Source organism: Acinetobacter sp. TR11, from assembly GCF_027105035.1.
GTDB lineage: Bacteria > Pseudomonadota > Gammaproteobacteria > Pseudomonadales > Moraxellaceae > Acinetobacter.
On sequence record NZ_CP114256.1, the window covers coordinates 1,933,272 to 1,952,478 of the forward strand.

Consider the following 19,207-nt stretch of genomic DNA (forward strand, 5'->3'; position numbering starts at 1 on the left):
TATAATTTGATGCAATGCATTTTGGTTTCCACTAAACTTCTATGATGATAACCAGACCATTTTTTCCAAAGTGACCTACCTAGCCGTTTGACTGTTTTTAATAATTCATTCCTCTCTCTAAATATCTCAATTTCTTATCTTTCCAAAGCTTTGGATTCTTCCTAGGTAGAATGACTGCATGTGCATCTCGATCTAAAATGACTTGTCGGCAGTGCTTTGTGTCATAAGCACCATCTGTATAGACTGAATCAATTCGTTCATCCAATGGAATTTGATCAAGCAAATCACCAAGCACCTGTGAATCACTCACATTTTTTGTTGTGAGCTGAACTGCTCGTATTTGAAGGGTGTTAGCATCTATACCAATATGAAGTTTGCGCCATTGGCGACGATATTCAGTATCAAAATTATAAAATTGATTCTATTTTCGATAAAGTAGTTTTATATAAAAAGACCACGTCAAGGGGATGACGTGGCGAAAAACTGAAATATATAACTAACTATACACAGCATATAATCAAGCTATGTATTAACTTTTCGCAATGTTATCGAGTAGTTCTGGTTCCAACATAAAGAAATCTCGTCCAAAATTTTCCAATGGAATATCAGAAAGGTTAATTTGGTATTCAATATCACCGTTAAAAAAACTTTGAGATTTTTGTATCGAACGTTCCCAACCGAATTCCTTGCCACATTGCTTGAGCAAATATTGATAAACCTTGGCATCATTGACTCTTAACAAGAATGCGTCATCAGATAACTGATGTATAGAGACATTTTCGGAATATTGCACATCAATCATGATCTACCTCCTAGAATGAATGACCAAGTGAATATTAGTTATCTTTATAGATAATTGCTTATTATTCAACCATTTTTTAATATTTATTTTTAGTTATTAAATATTTAAGTCATATTTTTGACATAAACAACAAGACTGGAAGCTAAATAGCGAAAATTGTCACTAATGCTAGTGAACCGTACCGGGTTTGTCGGAGACTTTTTTATTTAAGTTAGGCCACCTGACCTAACGGGTTAATCTTATCATAGTACATTGCTTCAAACTCAAAAGGCGATACATAACCCAGTGCACTGTGTACACGCTTTTTATTGAACCAATCTACCCAGTTTAGTGTCGCAAGTTGTACATCTGCTAAACCTTGCCAATCTGCTTTTAAATATTCAATCACCTCTGTTTTGTATAAGCCATTCACCGTTTCAGCCAAAGCATTATCGTATGAATCACCAGTCGTACCGACTGATGCTCGTAAATTTGCAGCTTCTAAACGATTGGTATAGCGAATAGAAAGATATTGCACACCTCTGTCGGAATGATGAATCACATTCTTTGGCATGCCCCGATCATGCAATGCTTGCTCCAATGCATCGAGCACCATATCTGTATTCATTCGTGTAGATACTTTCCAGCCAACAATGGCTCGTGAGAACACATCAATAATAAAGGCGGTATAGACCCAGCCTGAATTTGTTTGAATATAGGTAAAGTCAGCGACCTGAGAAGCATTGCTTCGCAAGGGTCAGGATGATCAGCTCTAAAATTCCGTTTCACCAAGTCAGGTGCTCGTTTTTGGTCATCTCGGCTACGGGTGGTTTGTTTGTTCTTACCACGCCAAACACCTTGTATACCTAGCTTTTTCATTAATCGAGCAACAGTGCAGCGTGCAATAATATAGCCTTCACGTTTCAGTTTTTGCCAGACTTTACGTACACCATACCGACCTGAACTTTCCTTCCAAATTCGTTTAATTTGTTCAGCATGATGCAAGTCATGTAAATTTCGCTTTGCTCGATGTTCCCTTGCGAAGCAATGCTTCTCATCGTAGAGATCTAAAGTTCGGTAATAGGTTGAAGGTGCGATCGGTAAAATCTTACAAATCGCATCAATACCATATAAGTCTTTATTGTTATGGATGAAATCCACCATTATTTGTGTGGGCGGTCGAGCTCCGCCTGGGCGAAAAAAGCGGCTGCTTTACGTAGAATCTCATTGGCGCGTTGCAGTTCTTTATTTTCACGTTCGAGTTGTTTGATACGTTCTTGGTCTGAAAGCTGCTGTACTTTAACTGGATTTTGTTTATCTAAATATTTTTGATACCAAACACGTAGTGTTTCAGGAGTACAACCCTTGCGCAGTATACTGCTCAGGGAGCAATAGCGGTGATCGCAGCCCAATTCGATGGATAATCTTTTTCAGATTCAATCAATAATTGAACCGCTCTTTCTCTGATTTCAGGGGTATAGTTTGATTTTTTCATTGGAGTAGTCTCTCAGAATATTGACTCTCCGACAAACCCGGTACGGTTCAACTTGCTGGTACAATTTCAATATCCAAAGTACGATTTGAAGTGCGTTTCAGATTCTCTAGACCTTGATCTAATTATCTTAAATTGAGTACATCTTGTTCTTTGAATGGCAAAGCTGAATAAAGTTCTAATTTTGAAGGTTGTTCGTTTTGTCTAATGATTTTATGTAATCGACCTAGTTCAAGTTGTAGCTCTAAGAACCTATCCAATATTAATTTCATTCTTTTTTGGCAATTGGAAAAATAATTTGTTAAATTCTCCCCCATGAGAAAACCATATCCCAGCGACATTAGTCGAGAAGCCTTTAAAGAAATTGAACCGTTACTATTGAGCGGAAGAAAACAAACGCGTCCAAGAGTCGTTGATGTCTATGAAGTGTTTTGCGCCTTGCTCTATATTCTAAAAAGTGGATGTCAATGGAGTATGCTTCCTCGAGACTTTCCACCTAAAAGCACTGTGCATTATTACTTCTCGATTTGGAATAGAAAACCATCAGAAACTGAACCTAGCATACTTGAGCAGGCTTTAAAAAAATGTGGTTGGCGAGGCCCGTATCAACAATGGACGGAAAGAACAAACGAGCTTTATCATCATTGATTCACAAAGTGTAAAAAACACAGATACCGCACGTAATAAAGGCTATGACGCTGGTAAAAGAGTTTCAGGGATTAAAAGACATATCATTGTTGATACTCAAGGTCTGCCTCATGGAATATTTATTACGACAGCAGATAAAACAGATCGTCAAGGTGCATTAGATGCCATAACTTTACATAGAGACACCTTACAAAATGTAGAGGTTGTACTTGTTGATGGTGGTTATACAGGCGAACCCTTTTCTTTGGCTGTTAATGATTTAATCAGAGCGCGAGTTGAAGTTGCTAAACGAAGTGAATTACATAAATTTGCAGTCATACCACAACGCTGGGTTGTGGAAAGATCATTTGCTTGGTTAGAAAAATGTAGAAGGCTTTGGAAAAACTGTGAAAAGCACCTAAATACGAGCCTTCAGTTCATTAATTTAGCCTTTTTAAGGCTACTTTTGCATAGAAAATATTCTGGATAGGTTCTAAAATACCTGTATTCAAGTCTTGTGGTTGAGCTGTAATTTGAGTCGTAATCATGCCCTTTTTGAGCAATTCATTTTGGGAATATCGGACTAAATTTTGTAAGCTTTGCGTACCGATACACTTACCAATAATTCCTTTTTTTTCATTATTCAATGGTTTTAATAAATAGGAGAAATCTTTAGCCTGATATTGATTGTCATGATTATTTTTAATTGAAAGTGTAACTTGTTTAATCGGGAAACAAGGTGCTTCTTCTACAACAATATCTTTGACTGTGTAACTGTTCGATTTCTTTTGTTGAGGGCTGACTTGCAGATCTTGCTCTAAAAGTTGGTTCTTTAGCTCATTTAAACGTTGATCTTATCTAATCACTTCTGGAAGTGAAATATCTTCTAACGCATAGCTATAAATTGGAATGTAGCTCAGTACGCATCCCAAAAATATTTTTTTATTCATCTAAATTATTTAATAGAGATCAATCTAAATTGATACGAAATTTATACACAAGCTCCATGATAAGCAATAAACAAAATGAAAATCATTATCAAGTGCATATTTATTATACAGACTCGTATGCTCTATTTAATTTCGTCAAAAATTTAAACTCCTTTGAGCTGACTATAAATAAAAAATAATCTTAGCCATAATAGAAGGAGAACATTGTTCTCCTTCTTTAATTTAATTCAAAACCTGAACTGACTGCTGCAACCCTTTTTAGATATCTTGAACATAAGTGAGATCATGAGATTGTTGATGCTGCTCTAGTTTTGATTAATCTGTATAGAACTCATCAACAATATTAAGCACTCTTTTCCTCCCACCTCAAAGTAGGCATTGCCATAGCCTTGAGAAACTATATGATTCAAAGCCTTTTAATTCTAATCAATTAACTTTGCCCTCAAGTAACTGTTGATTAAGCAAAGTTTTTGCTTGTGATTGTAACTGTTCAGCCTTTACTGCTTTTCCTGCAACCGACTCAGCTTGGTCATTAAAATAACTAAAATGAGACTTTTCATTTTTCTCTGCAAATTTTAATGCCACAATTTGATTTTGATTAAATGCATCGCTCCATGCCCCCTTGACTGCACTCCAATACGCCGCATTGTTTTTCCAATAATCATAAGCAGGCTTAAAGTCATAACCTTCGACTTTGTTATATTTGTTAACCCCAAGTTCACGTGCCAGTGCAGTATTGGTTTTACTATCAAATTTAATATTGTCTTGCTCATGTACCCAACCTGTTGCTGTGAGTGCATGACGATTGATACCAATGATTACATCATAATCATTACGTGTGGTATGTTCACGGCGTGGCAATGGGCGGTAGGTTTCATTGGATACCCATTCAACAACACCATTGTCTTTTATCCATTTTCCTAAACCAGCATAACGGGGTGAATCATCAACTTGCCATACTGTTTGTAACCATTTACCGCTACTTTCAGCTTTTTTTAGATCAATGCTTTTCCAGCGATAGTCACCAATATAGCTCCACATTTTAGTAGGTTCGTATTCCCAATCTTGACGCCAGTGTTTCACTACTTGCCCACCTGCAACCAAGATATGTTGTAATGACACTTTACTAGGTGTGTTTTCTAAAACAATGACCGTTTCATGTCCACTTGATAAATCATCATCTTTGAGTTCATAACCTTGTTTAAGTGAATAGAGTTCTTCAAAACGAAAATCGACTTTGTACTCTCCAGCCATTTTCAAAATGGCTTGACGCGCTTGTTCCTGTGTCAGATTTTCATGTAAAGATTGCTGCTGTAATGCCTCAGCTAGTTTTATTGGCTGTTGTGCTGCATTTACACTTGTTATCCCCATCACAAATGCTGTAACCAAAACATAAGATAGCTTAAGTTTCATAAAAAAATCTCAATAAAATATTAAATCATTGATTCAATTAGATAAAACAACTTTTAAAAAAATAGCTGTACGTATCTTTTTGAAATAAACCTGTGGGGTATTGTAAATTAATATGATAATGATTACCATTTATATTATTGAATAATTTTCATTACTATTGAATGCTGTGAATATGCGACCTCCTCAATTTTCTTCTAGACCTAGTTTTTTATTTGCTTCCCTTTTAGCAGTAGGTTTAATGTCTCCATCGATTCACGCCTTCGAACAATCAGCAAATGCTAGCGCCAAATTACCACATTATGTCCTTGATACTATTGTGGTCACAGCAACACGTTCAGAAAAAAAATTAATCGATAGCCCAATCCGAACCGAAATTATCAGTGAAGATGAACTAAAACGAACCAATGCCATTACCTTAAAAGATGCTTTAGAAAATATCCCTGGGATTCTGCTCAGAGAAATTCATGGCAAATCAGGCTATGAAATTTCACTACAAGGTCTAAGTAGTGACCAAGTGCTGATTTTGATTGATGGTTTACCGCTTGCTGCCAGCACCAGTTCTACTGTTGATTTGGATCAATATTTAATTGGTGGCATTGAACATATTGAAGTGGTTAAAGGTGCTGCATCTGCACAATACGGTTCATCTGCGATGGGTGGTGTGATTAACATTATTACGAAGAAAGTTCAGGAAGGTATTTCAATTTCAAGCCAAATCGATATTGGCTCATATGGCAAACAAAATGCGGATGGAAAAAACACGTCCATCAACAATCACCATCAGAAAATCAGTATTGAAGCTGCAAATTCAAATTTGAAAGGCCGCATTATTGCAGATCAATTCAGTAATGATGGATTTGCAGTAGAACCAGAGAACTATGCACAACAAGGCGATGAACAGAAACGCCAACAATATGCCGTTTATGGTGCATGGCAAGCTACAGATCAATTTATGCTTTGGGCAGATTTCAATGAATACAAAGAAAAAGATCATCAACGCAGCCTACTCTTTGTATCTCCATTTAATCTAAAGCAATACAAAGTTGAAGATATTGAGCGCCAACGTTTTAGCGCAGGGTCTCAATTTAATCTCATGAACACTGCCAAAGTCGATTTAAAAGCAGTCCATGAAACATATGATTCCACTTCAGTGCAAACTGTAGATGGTTATTTATCTGCATTGAGAAACTCAAAACAAGAAAATAATCATCTCAGCTCACAACTCACACTCCCTAAATGGCAAAAACAAAACTGGCAATTGGGCTATGACTGGCATGAAGAAAAACTAGAGCAGAGCAACAATGGTAAGTTTGAGATGCAAGGTGGTAGCGTTAAACGTGATCGCCATGAATTCTATGTTCAAAATGATTTCAATTTAGTCCCAAATCTCGATGCAGTCATTGGTTGGCGTTTCCAAAATGATGATGATTTTGGTGACCACAATGCCTTTAAACTCAGTACTAAATACCGCTTTTACGAGCAAAATGATCTCTTGGCAGATTTACGCTTAAGTTATGGTCAGGGCTACCGTGTTCCTAATCTCAAAGAACGCTTTTATTCTTTTGACCATAGTCACTTAGGCTATATCGTGATTGGTAATCCGAATCTAAAACCAGAGTCATCGGATAGCTATCAACTGGGATTAAGCCTTGTTCAAAATGATCGCTGGAATGCTGACTTCAACCTATTCTGGAATGATGTTAAGGACCTCATTCAAACAGACTTTGACAACGCAACAACACTGAATGGTATTACTCAATATAGCTATAGCAACGTTGCCAAGGCTGAAACCAAAGGCTTTGAAAGCTCAGTTAAATGGAATCTGACCTCCTATCTTTCGCTCAATGGTGCCTATACCTATACCGAAGCCAAGGATAAAACCACAAATACACTTCTAACACGACGTCCAAAACATATTGCGCGCTTAGGGGCTGATTATGCCTTGAATGATCAGTTAGACCTGACTCTACGTAGTCGTTACCAAAGCGATGAATACGGGGACGGTGCCAATCAAAAACAATCACCGAGCTGGATCACTCTTGACTCACAAGTTGACTATCGCATCAACAAATATATCAGTGCTTTCGCAGGCATCGACAATATATTCAATGAACAACGTAATTTCTCTAACGCAGTAGATTACCGACCTATCGCAGGACGATATACCTACATGGGGCTGCGCTTTAACTGGAATAGCAATCTGAAATAATCTTTAAAGGATCACTCAACAATGTCTCATTTAAATTTAGCTAAATTATTTGCACTAAGCACGCTAAGTACCTTACTGATCGCCTGCGGTGGCGGTGGTTCATCGGATAATGGTGGAAATAGCACACCACCCGCAACCAAAACAGATTTATTTACGCTGAAAAGCAAACAATGGAGAGTGACTCCCAGTGCCAACAATTCCTATTGTTATGATATTGACACTCAAACCGAAATTTCTTGTACAACTGCTGAATGGGATTTGAAATTTGCCATGGGTACGCGTACCCCACTGCTTTTTTCAAACAGTGGCGTCAGTGGCTCAGGCAATGGTGGTGTGCTTTATTCACCCTTTGATGCGACTTGGGAAAATCTATCTAAAGAACTGGATGCAACGCAAAGTGGTAGCTTACCAGCGCAGGCTTGGAGTGTAGATGCGTATAGCAATGCATTTATGGATACAACTTCTGGCAGTAACAGCTTTTTCGAATATGATTTATTTGGTGATCATCGGATGTCACCAAATTTCAAAACATTCTTAGTCACAACCGATTCAAGCTCTAAAAATGTAGTCGGTACTTATGAGAAGCCAGTTTTCGCTGTGCAGATTTATAATTATTACCAAGGCACAACTTCTGGTTATATCTCGATCCGTTATATCAATACCCAACTTCCTCATGATGTAAAAACCTTAACCATTGATGCAACCCAAGGCTGGAATTATGTCGATCTCAGCACAGGAACAACCACCAAAGGTGCAAATGCAAAGTGGCAATTGGCGTTTAACCGTTATAACGTACAGCTTAACCAAGGTATTGGCAGTATGGTGACATCACAGCCAGCAGGCTTCTATGGGGCAGACGGTAAACCCGTTATCGATAAATTTAAAGACAGCAATGCTTACGTTACAACTGAAGCAGATCTAAAAGCGGCAGTATCAACAACAAATGTAAAATGGGGTTCTAATAGTATTACTTCTATTTTAAATCCAGCTTTCAAAGGCACCTACCCGCAAAAATTATCGTATGGTTGGTATAACTACTACCCAACATTAGCTGCCGCTCAAGCAGATGGCTTGCAGGCTGCGCATATGTTGAAAGCAAATACAGATAGTGCAACGGTTATTAGAGGAAATAAAGGCAATAGCTACGCACGTCTGCATCTTAAAGAAGTTAAATACGCAGATCCAAGTAATGCATCAAGTGCAACCACATGGACTTTCGAATTAGATGTCCAACCTGCAAAATAAGCCATAAAAAACGGAGCATTGCTCCGTTTTTTATTTAAGATAAATACTACCTATTTATTATCATTCAGGGAACACAGCATTTATAAATGAATGCAACTTACTTTGATAGAATGAATAATGAAAAAACTTAGTGTTATTTTTTACGATACGTCTACATCGCATATTTTTTTTCAAACACCTGTGGAGTATTTAACATGAAAGCGGGTATCGTCCCCTGTTCATAAATGATCAATTTAAAATCTTACACTTTACAGAAAATAAGTAACCGTATTAACTAATGCTAATGGACAACAACTATCTATATTTTTTCAATAAATATGTAGTCTATTTTATATTTCTGGAAAAATGATCTATCGTGCATATAATAAACAGAAATAAGATTTTTTAATTTCTTAAACTCAGTTTTCATTTTTATAAATCAATTTTTTGTTTAATCAAAATAGACCTCTTGCGAAAGTATAAAATCGTTTATACTATTTTCTATGAGATATGAAAATTTAACACGATTTAATGATGAAGAATTTAAACGTTTAGTTGGGGTTCATCGTCCTTTATTTTCTAAAATGATGACGATTTTAGAAAATTCTGAGCGCGCCAAGAAAAAATCTGGGCGTCCGCATTCTTTAACTTTAGAAGATAAATTATTATTATCTTTGAATTACTTACGATCATATAGAACACAGCTAGAATTATCAGTTGATTATGGTATAGCTGAAAGTAATGTTAATCGCACGATTCAAAAAGTTGAAAATGCCCTGATTCAATCTCGATATTTTGCTTTACCTAAACGAAATCAACATGTGGCAAATGATGATTTTGTAATCATAGATGTTACAGAATCACAAATTGAACGTCCCAAAAAAACAAAGAAAATTCTATAGTGGGAAAAAGAAGAAGCATACATTAAAAACACAGGTTATTTTTAGTCCAAAATTAAATCAAATTGTGAGTATTCAAGTTGAAATAGGGACAATACATGATCTTAAAATAGCTCGAAAATATGCTAAAGAATTTGCCAATTTTACATGTGTTTTGGGGGATTTGGCCTATAAAGGGCTCAAAGAAATAAAGAGTAAGTTATTAATTCCAATTAAAAAACCAAGGAAAATGAGCTTACCGAAAGAAGCTAAGCAAATCAACAAGGAAATAAGTCGTCGTCGAATTCCGATTGAACATATAAATTCAAGACTTAAAGTCTTTCGTATTCTGAGTGAACGATATAGAAATAGACGAAAAAGATTCGGATTAAGAGTAAATTTAATTTCTGGGCTTATCAATTGCATGATCAAAAAATAACTTTCGCAAGAGGTCTAATATTTTAAAAGAATTTGAAGATAAAGGCTTTATTCACCGATATAAAAGAGAAGACAACCAAGCAATTTTTTCATTTAAAAAAGGCTCTGATATTATTAGAATTACATGTAACGTAAGTAACAGCTAAAAAGTAAACATGTATGTTATTTAAATTAATAAATAAAATACAATCGCTTATGGTGATTTTTTTATTTTTTACGCATGTTTAATTGCCTAAATACACTTATGTAAAAAAAATTTATATTAGATCCACCTACATATTAAAATAAAAATTACATCTGAAATCAAATTAAAAATCTATCTGATAAATACAAATTTCACACAATATCTTTCTCCTTAAAAATAGACAAAAAATATAATGATTGTATATAATAATATATGATAAAACATCATCATAAAAATTTTTAATATTATTAAAAATTTTACCGTTTTATTAAAGATTCATTAAATTCAATATTAATAAGTAAAACATTCTATACTTCCCTTTGGCTAACTATTAATTTTAAAGTGGAATAGAAATTTGAATTTTTAGCCCTGTCTGGGTTTCCTTATCAGTAAAGTCGAAATAAATTTTTGCATCAAGTCTCTTCGAAATAGCATTGACAATTGATAGCCCTAAACCTGATCCAATCTGATCATTTCCTAATATTCTATAAAAAGGATCTAAAACCCTTTCCCTTTCAGCGACAGAAATACCTGGGCCGTTATCTTGTATTTGTAAAATCATTCTATTATCACGTTGAATTATGGATAGATCAACACGGCCACCTATTGGTGTATAACGGATTGCATTGTCCACTAGGTTCTTGACAATCATAGTGAGGTCTAGCTCATTCGCCCAAATTTGAACATTAAGTTTTCCTTCAATTCCAATATCAATTTGCTTAGCTTCTGCTAATGGCATCAAATCTTCTAATACCTGATAATAAATATTTTGAATAGGTAGCAATGTTTTCATAAATTCAGGATTAGACTGAACTTTAGCTAAAGCAAGAAGCTGATCCAACAAATTCCGCCCCCTATTTACCCCCTGTCTTAATATTTGTAATCGTTCACGAGCTAGTTCAGACATCTCAGCTTCTGACAATCGTTCAGCTTGTAATGAAATAGCCGTCATTGGTGTTCTTAATTCATGCGCTGAATCTGCAACAAAACGACGTTGAGTCTCCATTGACTGTTCTACACGTATAAACAGTGCGTTGATTGCAATAATGAAGGGACGTACTTCTGTTGGTAAATGTCTACTTTCAATAGGACGTAAGTCATGTTCAGCACGTTGGTCTATTTCTTTTGAAAGTGTAGAAATAGGCTGAAACATGTTCCTAACTAAATGAGCAACAATAAGTAGCAATATGGGCATAAGAATTAAAAAAGGCATTAATGTACGCAAGGCACTATCATATGCAATTTCATTCCGTAAACTAGAAGGTTGGGCAACAACGATACAATCTCCATTGGAAAGAGTCTTGACTAACATTCGGAAGGACTTCCCTTTAACCTCCTGAGTATGTAAACCATCAGACATTATTTCAGATATAGGAAATTCTACATCTATATTTACAGGGCGATTAGCTTTAACGTATTGGATAATGACTTGAGATTCTGCATCATTTCCTTTGAGATGAGTCACAGATGTAACATTAGAAGATAACTGTTTTTGCTCTATGAGCTGTACAACTTGACGTAAAATATCATCTTGTAATTCATGTGCTTCATCAAATGCGAATACAAATGAAAATACTCCTGCAATCAATGCAACAATTAAAATAGACATCGATAAAGTAAAAGACAATTTTAATTGGACTGAACTATTTAGACCTTCTTTGAAACCATCCATCCAGCCCCCCTAACATTCTTAATTACCTCGCTTCCCAACTTACGGCGCAATGTATGTATTAAATACTCGATAGCATTACTTTCAACCTCTTCCCCCCAACCATATATTCGGTCTTCCAACTCGGCACGAGATAGAATCGCGCCTGGTCGAAATAGCAAAGCATGAAGCAAAGAAAATTCACGGTTAGACAATTGGATGGGTATACCATCTTTAAGAGTTGCTTCTTTGGTCCTTAAATCAAGTGATACTAAACTATTACTCAGTATTGATGTCGTATTCCCAGCCTTACGACGAAGTACGGCTCGAATACGTGCAAGTAATTCCGCCATTTCAAAGGGCTTTAAAATATAATCATCTGCCCCACTATCTAGTCCAATCAGTCGATCATCTAAGCCATCACGTGCTGTAATAATTAATATAGGGATCGGATTATTTTCGGTGCGGATACTCTTTAAAACATCAAGCCCATCCTGACTTGGTAAACCTAAATCAAGTAAAATAACATCATAGTGCTGGCAACCTAATGTTGTTAGTGCCACTAAACCATTTTTTATCCAGTCCACTGCATAGGATGCATCTTTCAGAGCCCCCTGAATTGCTTCACCAATCATGAGATCGTCTTCAATTAGCAAAACTCTCATTTTATCTCCACCTAATGATTAGCTAGATAGTCAATAAAGAATCAATATAATCATCAGAACTATTTCTAGCTGTTCTTGAACCAACCCAATCTCTGACTTATGTAAATCTTTAGCGCTTTACTTGGAACATATCAAAAGTTTTTAATAAACTTGCTATCGCAACTTTACAATTTTCCTGATTAGGTTTGTCAGCTCGAAGTGCTGATAATGATTTATCAATCTCTTTATCTATTACATGCCAATCATCAGCTGCTCGTGGCTTTAGCCCTGCTTCAGCTGAATCCCAAGATAATTCTAAATCTTTAATTCGGGTCTTCGCTGCCGCTAAATCACCTTTATCAACAAGCGCACTAACATCAACTGCAATATTACGAAATGCTGACAAGTCTCCTAACTTAGATGATGCGTTAACTTGTGATGTTTGAACAGTCGATGTATTGATATTCACAGTATCAGATGGTTTTGAGCAACCAGCCACGAAGATCAGAGTTAAAGTGGATATTATTACTGCTATAGGGTGAATTAATGAAGACTGTGTTTTCATGATTTTTTACCTTTAAAGTTAATGATTGGTCTGCATTGGTTGGTTTTTGTTTATATTGGTATTCAACTGAGCTTTAAATACCAACATGCCAATAATTGAAAGAAATAAAATACTTGTCCACATGGCTCCAATACCTAACCCACCATAAATTTTATCTTGTGTTAGAAAATCACCTAAAGCTGCACCAAATGGTCGAGTTAGAATATATGCAACCCAAAAAGTTAGCACTGCATTTGCTCCCATACGCCAAGCCGCAAAGCAGATCCCAATTAGTATTCCAAAAATGATAGCCCCCCAAATGAAGCCCAAACCTAGAGCTTCAGTTGCTAAGTCTCCTGCGGCTGTCCCAAGTGCAAAAGTGCACAGGATAGCGGCCCAATAGAATAATTCTCGCGGACGTGTAACTATTTCGTGAATAGATAGTGTATGTTCAATTCGATACCAAATAGTAAATATCAATGTAAGTACAATACTGAAGATAGATGTACTTAGATATAAACTGACATTCAAACCATCTGTTAGCAGATCTGTAATTTGTGTTCCAACAATGCTTACTAAAACCACAGTCAGCCAATAGATCCATGGAGTATTACGATGTGTATTTAACTGAATAAATAAAGCTATAAGCAAAAGAACGAACATAATTACACATGTTATATTCTGCCCTAAGCCAACATTGACAGCTAAGAAATCAGCTCCAGTCTCGCCTACGGTGGTAGACATGATTTTAATAATCCAAAAAGATAACGTGATCTCTGGAACTTTATTTGACCAGTCACTTGCACTAGTTAGTTGTAAGTTACTCATGGTATATACCAATATAAGCGGATCTACAGCTAGTTTAATGACTTTAACTTAGCTAAGACTTAGCTAGGCATTTACTTCTAACTCTTAAATTCTTAAAACTGAACCGTACCGGGTTTGTCGGAGAGTCAATATTCTGAGAGACTACTCCAATGAAAAAATCAAACTATACCCCTGAAATCAGAGAAAGAGCGGTTCAATTATTGATTGAATCTGAAAAAGATTATCCATCGAATTGGGCTGCGATCACCGCTATTGCTCCCTGAGCAGTATACTGCGCAAGGGTTGTACTCCTGAAACACTACGTGTTTGGTATCAAAAATATTTAGATAAACAAAATCCAGTTAAAGTACAGCAGCTTTCAGACCAAGAACGTATCAAACAACTCGAACGTGAAAATAAAGAACTGCAACGCGCCAATGAGATTCTACGTAAAGCAGCCGCTTTTTTCGCCCAGGCGGAGCTCGACCGCCCACACAAATAATGGTGGATTTCATCCATAACAATAAAGACTTATATGGTATTGATGCGATTTGTAAGATTTTACCGATCGCACCTTCAACCTATTACCGAACTTTAGATCTCTACGATGAGAAGCATTGCTTCGCAAGGGAACATCGAGCAAAGCGAAATTTACATGACTTGCATCATGCTGAACAAATTAAACGAATTTGGAAGGAAAGTTCAGGTCGGTATGGTGTACGTAAAGTCTGGCAAAAACTGAAACGTGAAGGCTATATTATTGCACGCTGCACTGTTGCTCGATTAATGAAAAAGCTAGGTATACAAGGTGTTTGGCGTGGTAAGAACAAACAAACCACCCGTAGCCGAGATGACCAAAAACGAGCACCTGACTTGGTGAAACGGAATTTTAGAGCTGATCATCCTGACCCTTGCGAAGCAATGCTTCTCAGGTCGCTGACTTTACCTATATTCAAACAAATTCAGGCTGGGTCTATACCGCCTTTATTATTGATGTGTTCTCACGAGCCATTGTTGGCTGGAAAGTATCTACACGAATGAATACAGATATGGTGCTCGATGCATTGGAGCAAGCATTGCATGATCGGGGCATGCCAAAGAATGTGATTCATCATTCCGACAGAGGTGTGCAATATCTTTCTATTCGCTATACCAATCGTTTAGAAGCTGCAAATTTACGAGCATCAGTCGGTACGACTGGTGATTCATACGATAATGCTTTGGCTGAAACGGTGAATGGCTTATACAAAACAGAGGTGATTGAATATTTAAAAGCAGATTGGCAAGGTTTAGCAGATGTACAACTTGCGACACTAAACTGGGTAGATTGGTTCAATAAAAAGCGTGTACACAGTGCACTGGGTTATGTATCGCCTTTTGAGTTTGAAGCAATGTACTATGATAAGATTAACCCGTTAGGTCAGGTGGCCTAACTTAAATAAAAAAGTCTCCGACAAACCCGGTACGGTTCATGTATTCCAGACCATAGTCTCTGTGGAATTTAATGAGACTTATTGTTTGGATGGGCAAAGAGATGGGTTATTAGATTGAGAAAATATTTACTTGATATGTTGAATCGATTTCAGTACCACACAAAAAAGAAGCACTGTTAGCTTAGAGTGATTTTTTTAATTTTCTAAGCATGGTGTTAGAACCCATTTAAAATGTCTATATTCTCACCTGGCAGGAACCACGTAAAGTCACGAAGAACCTGACCATCACCTATGACAAGTGTATTTATCTGCTTGAGCCAACACCAATCAATCATAAGCTTGTTGGGCACTACATTTCATTTCTGGAGTACCCGGATGGCACTGTGGCCATCATGCATGAAGGACGGAAGATTAACTATAGCGTCTTCAATAAACTGGCTGGACTACAGCAGAATGAAGTGGTTGAGAATAAAAGATTAGGCTCAGTTCTGGCCCATATTCAGCAACAACATGAAGAGTTGGAAAAACAAAATAAACGTACTCGTGCCAAGAAAAGTATGCCAAGCCGTAAAGCTCAGAAAGCTGTGATTGAACAAAGAAATTTAAATCCTGTTCTTGACTCTTGTGGTTAAAAACAGGACATTTTAAATGGTTTATCGCATAGACATTTTAATTGGTGAATAACACATGGGTACAAATAGATTGTTTATTGATTTTTTTGCTCTAACACATTGCATGTAGAGATTGGGAAAATTAAGGGTTCTATAAAAAGTCTGAAAAATACAACCCTAACTCCCACTCTCCCCATCATACCCAAACAATTACAAGTTAGTTTGAAAAAACAAAGTTCATCATGGTGTGCATTCAGAACATCTATTTTTCAGTCCGATGAAGTTCTAAATTGTATGATTCAATCCAAAGTTTGATGAGGGGTAAAAGCACAAATAAAAAATAAGCCCTTGTAAAAACAAGGGCTTATTTAGATATAGTAAATCTGTTAAAAATAACATACACTCATGGAATGAGTTATTCAGAACATTTTAGAAAGAAAGTATTAGCTAAGCTTGAAGAAGGATATTCTATTCGAGCTGTTGCTGCTCAATTTGAAATTGATAAAAATACGATTGTCCAATGGAAGAAACGTATAGAGATCAAAAGAACTCGTCCACGTAAACCTTCTAAAATCGATAATGATGCTTTACGTGCTGATGTTGAAAAATATCCTGATGACTATCAATATGAACGGGCTGCACGTTTTGGATGTGGAGCTTCATCTATTGGTGATGCTTTAAAACGCCTAGGTATTACAATAAAAAAAAGACGCTAAGTCACCCAAAAGCTAACTCAGAACTTAGAGAAAGATTTATTGAACAAATAGAGTTATTAGAAAAAAGTCATCCTATTGTCTACCTTGATGAAAGTGGCTTCAAGTCACATGATCATAGACCTAATGGTTATTCGCAAAGAGGAAAACCATGCTTTGGACAATATAATTGGCAGTTAAAAAATCAGACCAATGCAATTGGAGCAATTCATCAGCAGAAATTGTTTGCAGTAGGATTATTTGATTGCAAAATCAATGCTGATGTTTTTCATTTTTGGGTTGAGCGATTACTGATCCCTGAATTACCGAAGAATAGTATTGTGGTTATGGATAATGCAACATTTCATAAAAGAGCGGATACTCAGGCTTTATTGGAACAACAAGGGCATCAGATACTTTGGCTTCCTGCATAAAGTCCTGATTTAAATCCTATAGAAAAGATGTGGGCATGGGTTAAACGCAAGCGTAAAGAGTGGTTGGTTGATTCAATTGATCAATTATTTCGGTTGTTTTTCAACAGATGTATGAATAATTAAACGGTTTTACTATATTTGGCGGAAGCGGTGTCCGTCTAACAGGCATCCTATACAGTCCAACTTAATATTTTAATTTCATTATTATCAATAATTTATATAAATACTTGTCTGATACTATTTGATGTAGTAGAGTCAAATCCACAACTTTATGTGGGTTTTAATGTGGGACAAACCACCTATGCCAAAGAAAGCAAAAGAGTTATCTGCTCTTAGTGTAGCAAAGATTAAGGAAAATGGTAGACATGCTGTCGGTGGTGTTGATGGCTTACATTTGCGTATCGTAGATGGTTCTCGTGCTTGGGTGCTGCGAGTTGCTGTCGGTAACAGAATTGATGATCAAGGCAAAGTTAAAATTCATCGTAGAGATATTGGGCTTGGGTCTTTTCCAGAAGTTTCATTATCAGAAGCACGAGAAAAAGCTCGTGAATTAAAGAAAAAAATTCGAGATGGAATCGATCCACTGCAAGAAAAACAGGAACGTCTTAATGCTTTAAAAATACAGAAACATCGTGCCAAAACATTCCGTGAATGTGCAGAAGTCGTTATTGCCAAGAAAACCTTTGAACTCAAAAATCAAAAGCATATCGGACAGTGGTCATCAACCCTTGAAACTTATATTTATCCCACTCTAGGGGACTTAATCGTTGGAACAATTACCAAAGTCGATATTGCAGCAGTTCTTGAACCAATTTGGATTGAAAAAAATGAAACCGCCAAGCGTATTCGTGGTCGGATAGAAACAGTTTTTGATTATGCTAAAGCTATGGGATATTTTGTGGGTGATAACCCTGCTGAATGGAAAGGTAATCTTGAGCCTATATTGGGCAATTTAAAACAGGAATCACGGCCTCACCCATCTCTGCCTTATGAACAGGTCTCTGAATTTATTCAGCATCTAAGACAGAAAAAAGGGATTTCACCTAAAGCTCTGGAATTTTCGATTTTAACAGCCTGCCGTTCTGGTGAGATTTTTGGGGCTAAATGGCAGGAGATTGATTTTAAGAATAAGGTCTGGATCATTCCTAAAGAACGGATGAAAGCAGAAAAGGAACATCGTGTTCCCCTTTCTCAAGAAGCCATTACTTTGCTTGAATCAATCCAACCCTATACCCAATCACACGACTTTATTTTTCCTGCACCTCGTAGTGGTGAAATGCTTTCTGACATGTCATTAACCACATTAATTAAACGTATGCATGAACAAAAACTTAAAGAAAATGGCTTAGGCTATATTGACCCAAAACAGAATCGGGTGATTACAACACATGGCTTTCGCTCTACTTTCCGTGACTGGTCAGCCGACAAAACAGACTACCCTAGAGAAGTTTGTGAGCATGTACTGGCACATAAGCTACCTGATGAAGTTGAAGCTGCATATTTACGTGGAGCTTATCTCGAAAAACGTAAAGCATTAATGGCGGACTGGGCTGAATTTTGCTATGAAAAAACTATCTAATGATGAATACAACATAAATATTTTTATATAACACGAACCTTGTTTAAGCGACTGATTCCATAATTTGAATTGTTGGCTTATTTCGATGGGTTAATTGATATGCACATAACGATGAGTAAATCCCACTTAAATCGTGGGCCTATCTCGCTGTGGTTCTTGATTTATATGCACGCAGGGTGATTGGTTGGTCTATGTCAGCACAAGTAAATCAGCATTAAGGGATTAGATGAAGCATGGCATCGCAGAGGCAAACCCATTGGAGTTATATTTCACTCCCTTACGAAGCAATGCTTCTCAGGCAGCCAATATAAAAGCCATCTGGTTCGGCAGAGATTGGGGCGTTACGCCACGCAACAAAGCATGAGTCGTAAAAGCAACTGTTGGGATAATGATGTTGCTGAATCCTTTTTTAGCAGCTTAAAAAAGGAAAGAGTTAAGAAAAGGATTTATAAAACACGAGAAATGGCTCGTGCGGATGTGTTTGATTATATCGAGATGTTTTACAATCGGGTCAGAAGGCATTCCGCAAACGGCTGGTTAAGCCCAGAAGCCTTTGAACAGAAATATTTTAAGAATTTAGAGGGATTTGTTGTCCACGATACTGTCTAGGATCAATGGA

13 protein-coding genes, 8 pseudogenes and 2 other annotated features are annotated in these 19,207 nt (G+C 36.7%); of the genes and pseudogenes, 10 read left to right on the plus strand and 11 right to left on the minus strand.

Going from position 1 to position 19,207, the window contains the following annotated elements; genetic code table 11:
• Positions 1 to 2 precede the first annotated feature (2 nt).
• The 4 genes and pseudogenes from O1450_RS09325 to O1450_RS16550 form a co-directional block, all read right to left on the minus strand.
• A pseudogene (locus O1450_RS09325) lies at positions 3 to 397 on the minus strand (IS5 family transposase); the annotation flags it as partial.
• 132 nt (positions 398 to 529) lie between these two features.
• Positions 530 to 802 carry a hypothetical protein gene (locus O1450_RS09330; RefSeq protein ID WP_004662783.1) on the minus strand — a complete coding sequence of 91 codons (273 nt, stop codon included), beginning with the start codon at positions 800 to 802 and terminating at the stop codon, positions 530 to 532.
• A gap of 211 nt (positions 803 to 1,013) precedes the next feature.
• Positions 1,014 to 2,276: pseudogene (locus O1450_RS09335) on the minus strand (IS3 family transposase).
• Positions 1,871 to 1,987, minus strand: a sequence feature (AL1L pseudoknot). It overlaps the preceding pseudogene by 117 nt.
• 50 nt (positions 2,277 to 2,326) lie before the next feature.
• Positions 2,327 to 2,506, minus strand: a pseudogene (locus O1450_RS16550) (POTRA domain-containing protein); the annotation flags it as partial.
• 82 nt (positions 2,507 to 2,588) lie between these two features.
• On the opposite strand from O1450_RS16550, the gene O1450_RS09340 reads away from it, so the two are divergent.
• A protein-coding gene (locus tag O1450_RS09340; protein ID WP_269228195.1) for an IS5 family transposase occupies positions 2,589 to 3,390 on the plus strand; the annotation gives its coding sequence in 2 pieces (ribosomal slippage) (positions 2,589 to 2,852 and positions 2,854 to 3,390; 801 coding nt in all).
• 4 nt (positions 3,391 to 3,394) lie between these two features.
• On the opposite strand, the pseudogene O1450_RS16555 reads toward O1450_RS09340, so the two are convergent.
• From O1450_RS16555 to O1450_RS09355, 3 genes and pseudogenes are all read right to left on the minus strand, one after another.
• Positions 3,395 to 3,850 (minus strand): annotated as a pseudogene (locus tag O1450_RS16555) (POTRA domain-containing protein); the annotation flags it as partial.
• Between the two features lie 258 nt (positions 3,851 to 4,108).
• Positions 4,109 to 4,266: pseudogene (locus O1450_RS09350) on the minus strand (hydrolase or metal-binding protein); the annotation flags it as partial.
• Between the two features lie 10 nt (positions 4,267 to 4,276).
• Complete coding sequence (locus O1450_RS09355) at positions 4,277 to 5,263, minus strand: DUF6607 family protein (RefSeq protein ID WP_269228197.1); 987 nt, start codon at positions 5,261 to 5,263, stop codon at positions 4,277 to 4,279.
• A 172-nt stretch (positions 5,264 to 5,435) separates the two neighbouring features.
• Between O1450_RS09355 and O1450_RS09360 the strand changes: the two genes are divergently transcribed.
• The 3 genes from O1450_RS09360 to O1450_RS09370 all read left to right on the plus strand — a co-directional run bounded on the left by O1450_RS09360 (position 5,436) and on the right by O1450_RS09370 (position 10,013).
• The gene (locus tag O1450_RS09360) at positions 5,436 to 7,472 is read left to right on the plus strand and encodes a TonB-dependent receptor plug domain-containing protein (RefSeq protein ID WP_269228198.1); all 2,037 of its coding nucleotides are present in this window, start codon (positions 5,436 to 5,438) and stop codon (positions 7,470 to 7,472) included.
• Positions 7,473 to 7,493: 21 nt separating this feature from the next.
• Entirely contained in the window at positions 7,494 to 8,717 is a 1,224-nt protein-coding gene (locus O1450_RS09365; protein WP_269228199.1) for an HmuY family protein, read from the plus strand.
• Between the two features lie 482 nt (positions 8,718 to 9,199).
• A protein-coding gene (locus O1450_RS09370; protein WP_269228200.1) for an IS5 family transposase occupies positions 9,200 to 10,013 on the plus strand; the annotation gives its coding sequence in 2 pieces (ribosomal slippage) (positions 9,200 to 9,582 and positions 9,581 to 10,013; 816 coding nt in all).
• 520 nt (positions 10,014 to 10,533) lie between these two features.
• Here the strand turns inward: O1450_RS09370 and O1450_RS09375 are convergent.
• The 4 genes from O1450_RS09375 to O1450_RS09390 all read right to left on the minus strand — a co-directional run bounded on the left by O1450_RS09375 (position 10,534) and on the right by O1450_RS09390 (position 13,776).
• On the minus strand, positions 10,534 to 11,868 hold the full coding sequence (locus tag O1450_RS09375) for an ATP-binding protein (protein ID WP_269228201.1): 1,335 nt from the start codon (positions 11,866 to 11,868) through the stop codon (positions 10,534 to 10,536).
• The gene (locus O1450_RS09380; RefSeq protein WP_269228202.1) at positions 11,844 to 12,509 is read right to left on the minus strand and encodes a response regulator; all 666 of its coding nucleotides are present in this window, start codon (positions 12,507 to 12,509) and stop codon (positions 11,844 to 11,846) included. Before O1450_RS09380 ends, O1450_RS09375 begins: the two co-directional genes overlap by 25 nt.
• A gap of 109 nt (positions 12,510 to 12,618) precedes the next feature.
• Entirely contained in the window at positions 12,619 to 13,053 is a 435-nt protein-coding gene (locus O1450_RS09385) for a hypothetical protein (RefSeq protein ID WP_269228203.1), read from the minus strand.
• Between the two features lie 18 nt (positions 13,054 to 13,071).
• Complete coding sequence (locus O1450_RS09390) at positions 13,072 to 13,776, minus strand: COG4705 family protein (RefSeq protein ID WP_269228204.1); 705 nt, start codon at positions 13,774 to 13,776, stop codon at positions 13,072 to 13,074.
• A gap of 233 nt (positions 13,777 to 14,009) precedes the next feature.
• Here O1450_RS09390 and O1450_RS09395 point away from each other — a divergent pair.
• From O1450_RS09395 to O1450_RS09420, 6 genes and pseudogenes are all read left to right on the plus strand, one after another.
• Positions 14,010 to 15,272, plus strand: a pseudogene (locus O1450_RS09395) (IS3 family transposase).
• Positions 14,299 to 14,415, plus strand: a sequence feature (AL1L pseudoknot). Its footprint overlaps the pseudogene before it by 117 nt.
• Before the next feature lie 239 nt (positions 15,273 to 15,511).
• Positions 15,512 to 15,904, plus strand: a pseudogene (locus tag O1450_RS09400) (ISNCY family transposase); the annotation flags it as partial.
• A 389-nt stretch (positions 15,905 to 16,293) separates the two neighbouring features.
• Positions 16,294 to 16,599: an IS630 transposase-related protein gene (locus O1450_RS09405; RefSeq protein WP_269228194.1), complete on the plus strand. Its 306-nt coding sequence runs from the start codon at positions 16,294 to 16,296 to the stop codon at positions 16,597 to 16,599.
• Between the two features lie 74 nt (positions 16,600 to 16,673).
• Positions 16,674 to 17,009 (plus strand): transposase, encoded by a 336-nt coding sequence (locus O1450_RS09410; RefSeq protein ID WP_269230454.1) that lies wholly within the window; start codon positions 16,674 to 16,676, stop codon positions 17,007 to 17,009.
• A 301-nt stretch (positions 17,010 to 17,310) separates the two neighbouring features.
• Positions 17,311 to 18,588, plus strand: coding sequence for a tyrosine-type recombinase/integrase (locus O1450_RS09415; protein ID WP_269230455.1), 1,278 nt, complete (start codon positions 17,311 to 17,313; stop codon positions 18,586 to 18,588).
• A gap of 128 nt (positions 18,589 to 18,716) precedes the next feature.
• A pseudogene (locus O1450_RS09420) lies at positions 18,717 to 19,197 on the plus strand (IS3 family transposase); the annotation flags it as partial.
• Between the last annotated feature and the right edge of the window lie 10 nt (positions 19,198 to 19,207).

Coding starts and splice junctions, on each gene's coding strand:
- O1450_RS09330 (WP_004662783.1), bottom strand. CDS start 802: ATGATTGATGTGCAATATTCCGAAAATGTCTCTATACATCAGTTATCT.
- O1450_RS09355 (WP_269228197.1), bottom strand. CDS start 5,263: ATGAAACTTAAGCTATCTTATGTTTTGGTTACAGCATTTGTGATGGGG.
- O1450_RS09360 (WP_269228198.1), top strand. CDS start 5,436: ATGCGACCTCCTCAATTTTCTTCTAGACCTAGTTTTTTATTTGCTTCC.
- O1450_RS09365 (WP_269228199.1), top strand. CDS start 7,494: ATGTCTCATTTAAATTTAGCTAAATTATTTGCACTAAGCACGCTAAGT.
- O1450_RS09375 (WP_269228201.1), bottom strand. CDS start 11,868: ATGGATGGTTTCAAAGAAGGTCTAAATAGTTCAGTCCAATTAAAATTG.
- O1450_RS09380 (WP_269228202.1), bottom strand. CDS start 12,509: ATGAGAGTTTTGCTAATTGAAGACGATCTCATGATTGGTGAAGCAATT.
- O1450_RS09385 (WP_269228203.1), bottom strand. CDS start 13,053: ATGAAAACACAGTCTTCATTAATTCACCCTATAGCAGTAATAATATCC.
- O1450_RS09390 (WP_269228204.1), bottom strand. CDS start 13,776: ATGTCTACCACCGTAGGCGAGACTGGAGCTGATTTCTTAGCTGTCAAT.
- O1450_RS09405 (WP_269228194.1), top strand. CDS start 16,294: ATGAGTTATTCAGAACATTTTAGAAAGAAAGTATTAGCTAAGCTTGAA.
- O1450_RS09415 (WP_269230455.1), top strand. CDS start 17,311: ATGCCAAAGAAAGCAAAAGAGTTATCTGCTCTTAGTGTAGCAAAGATT.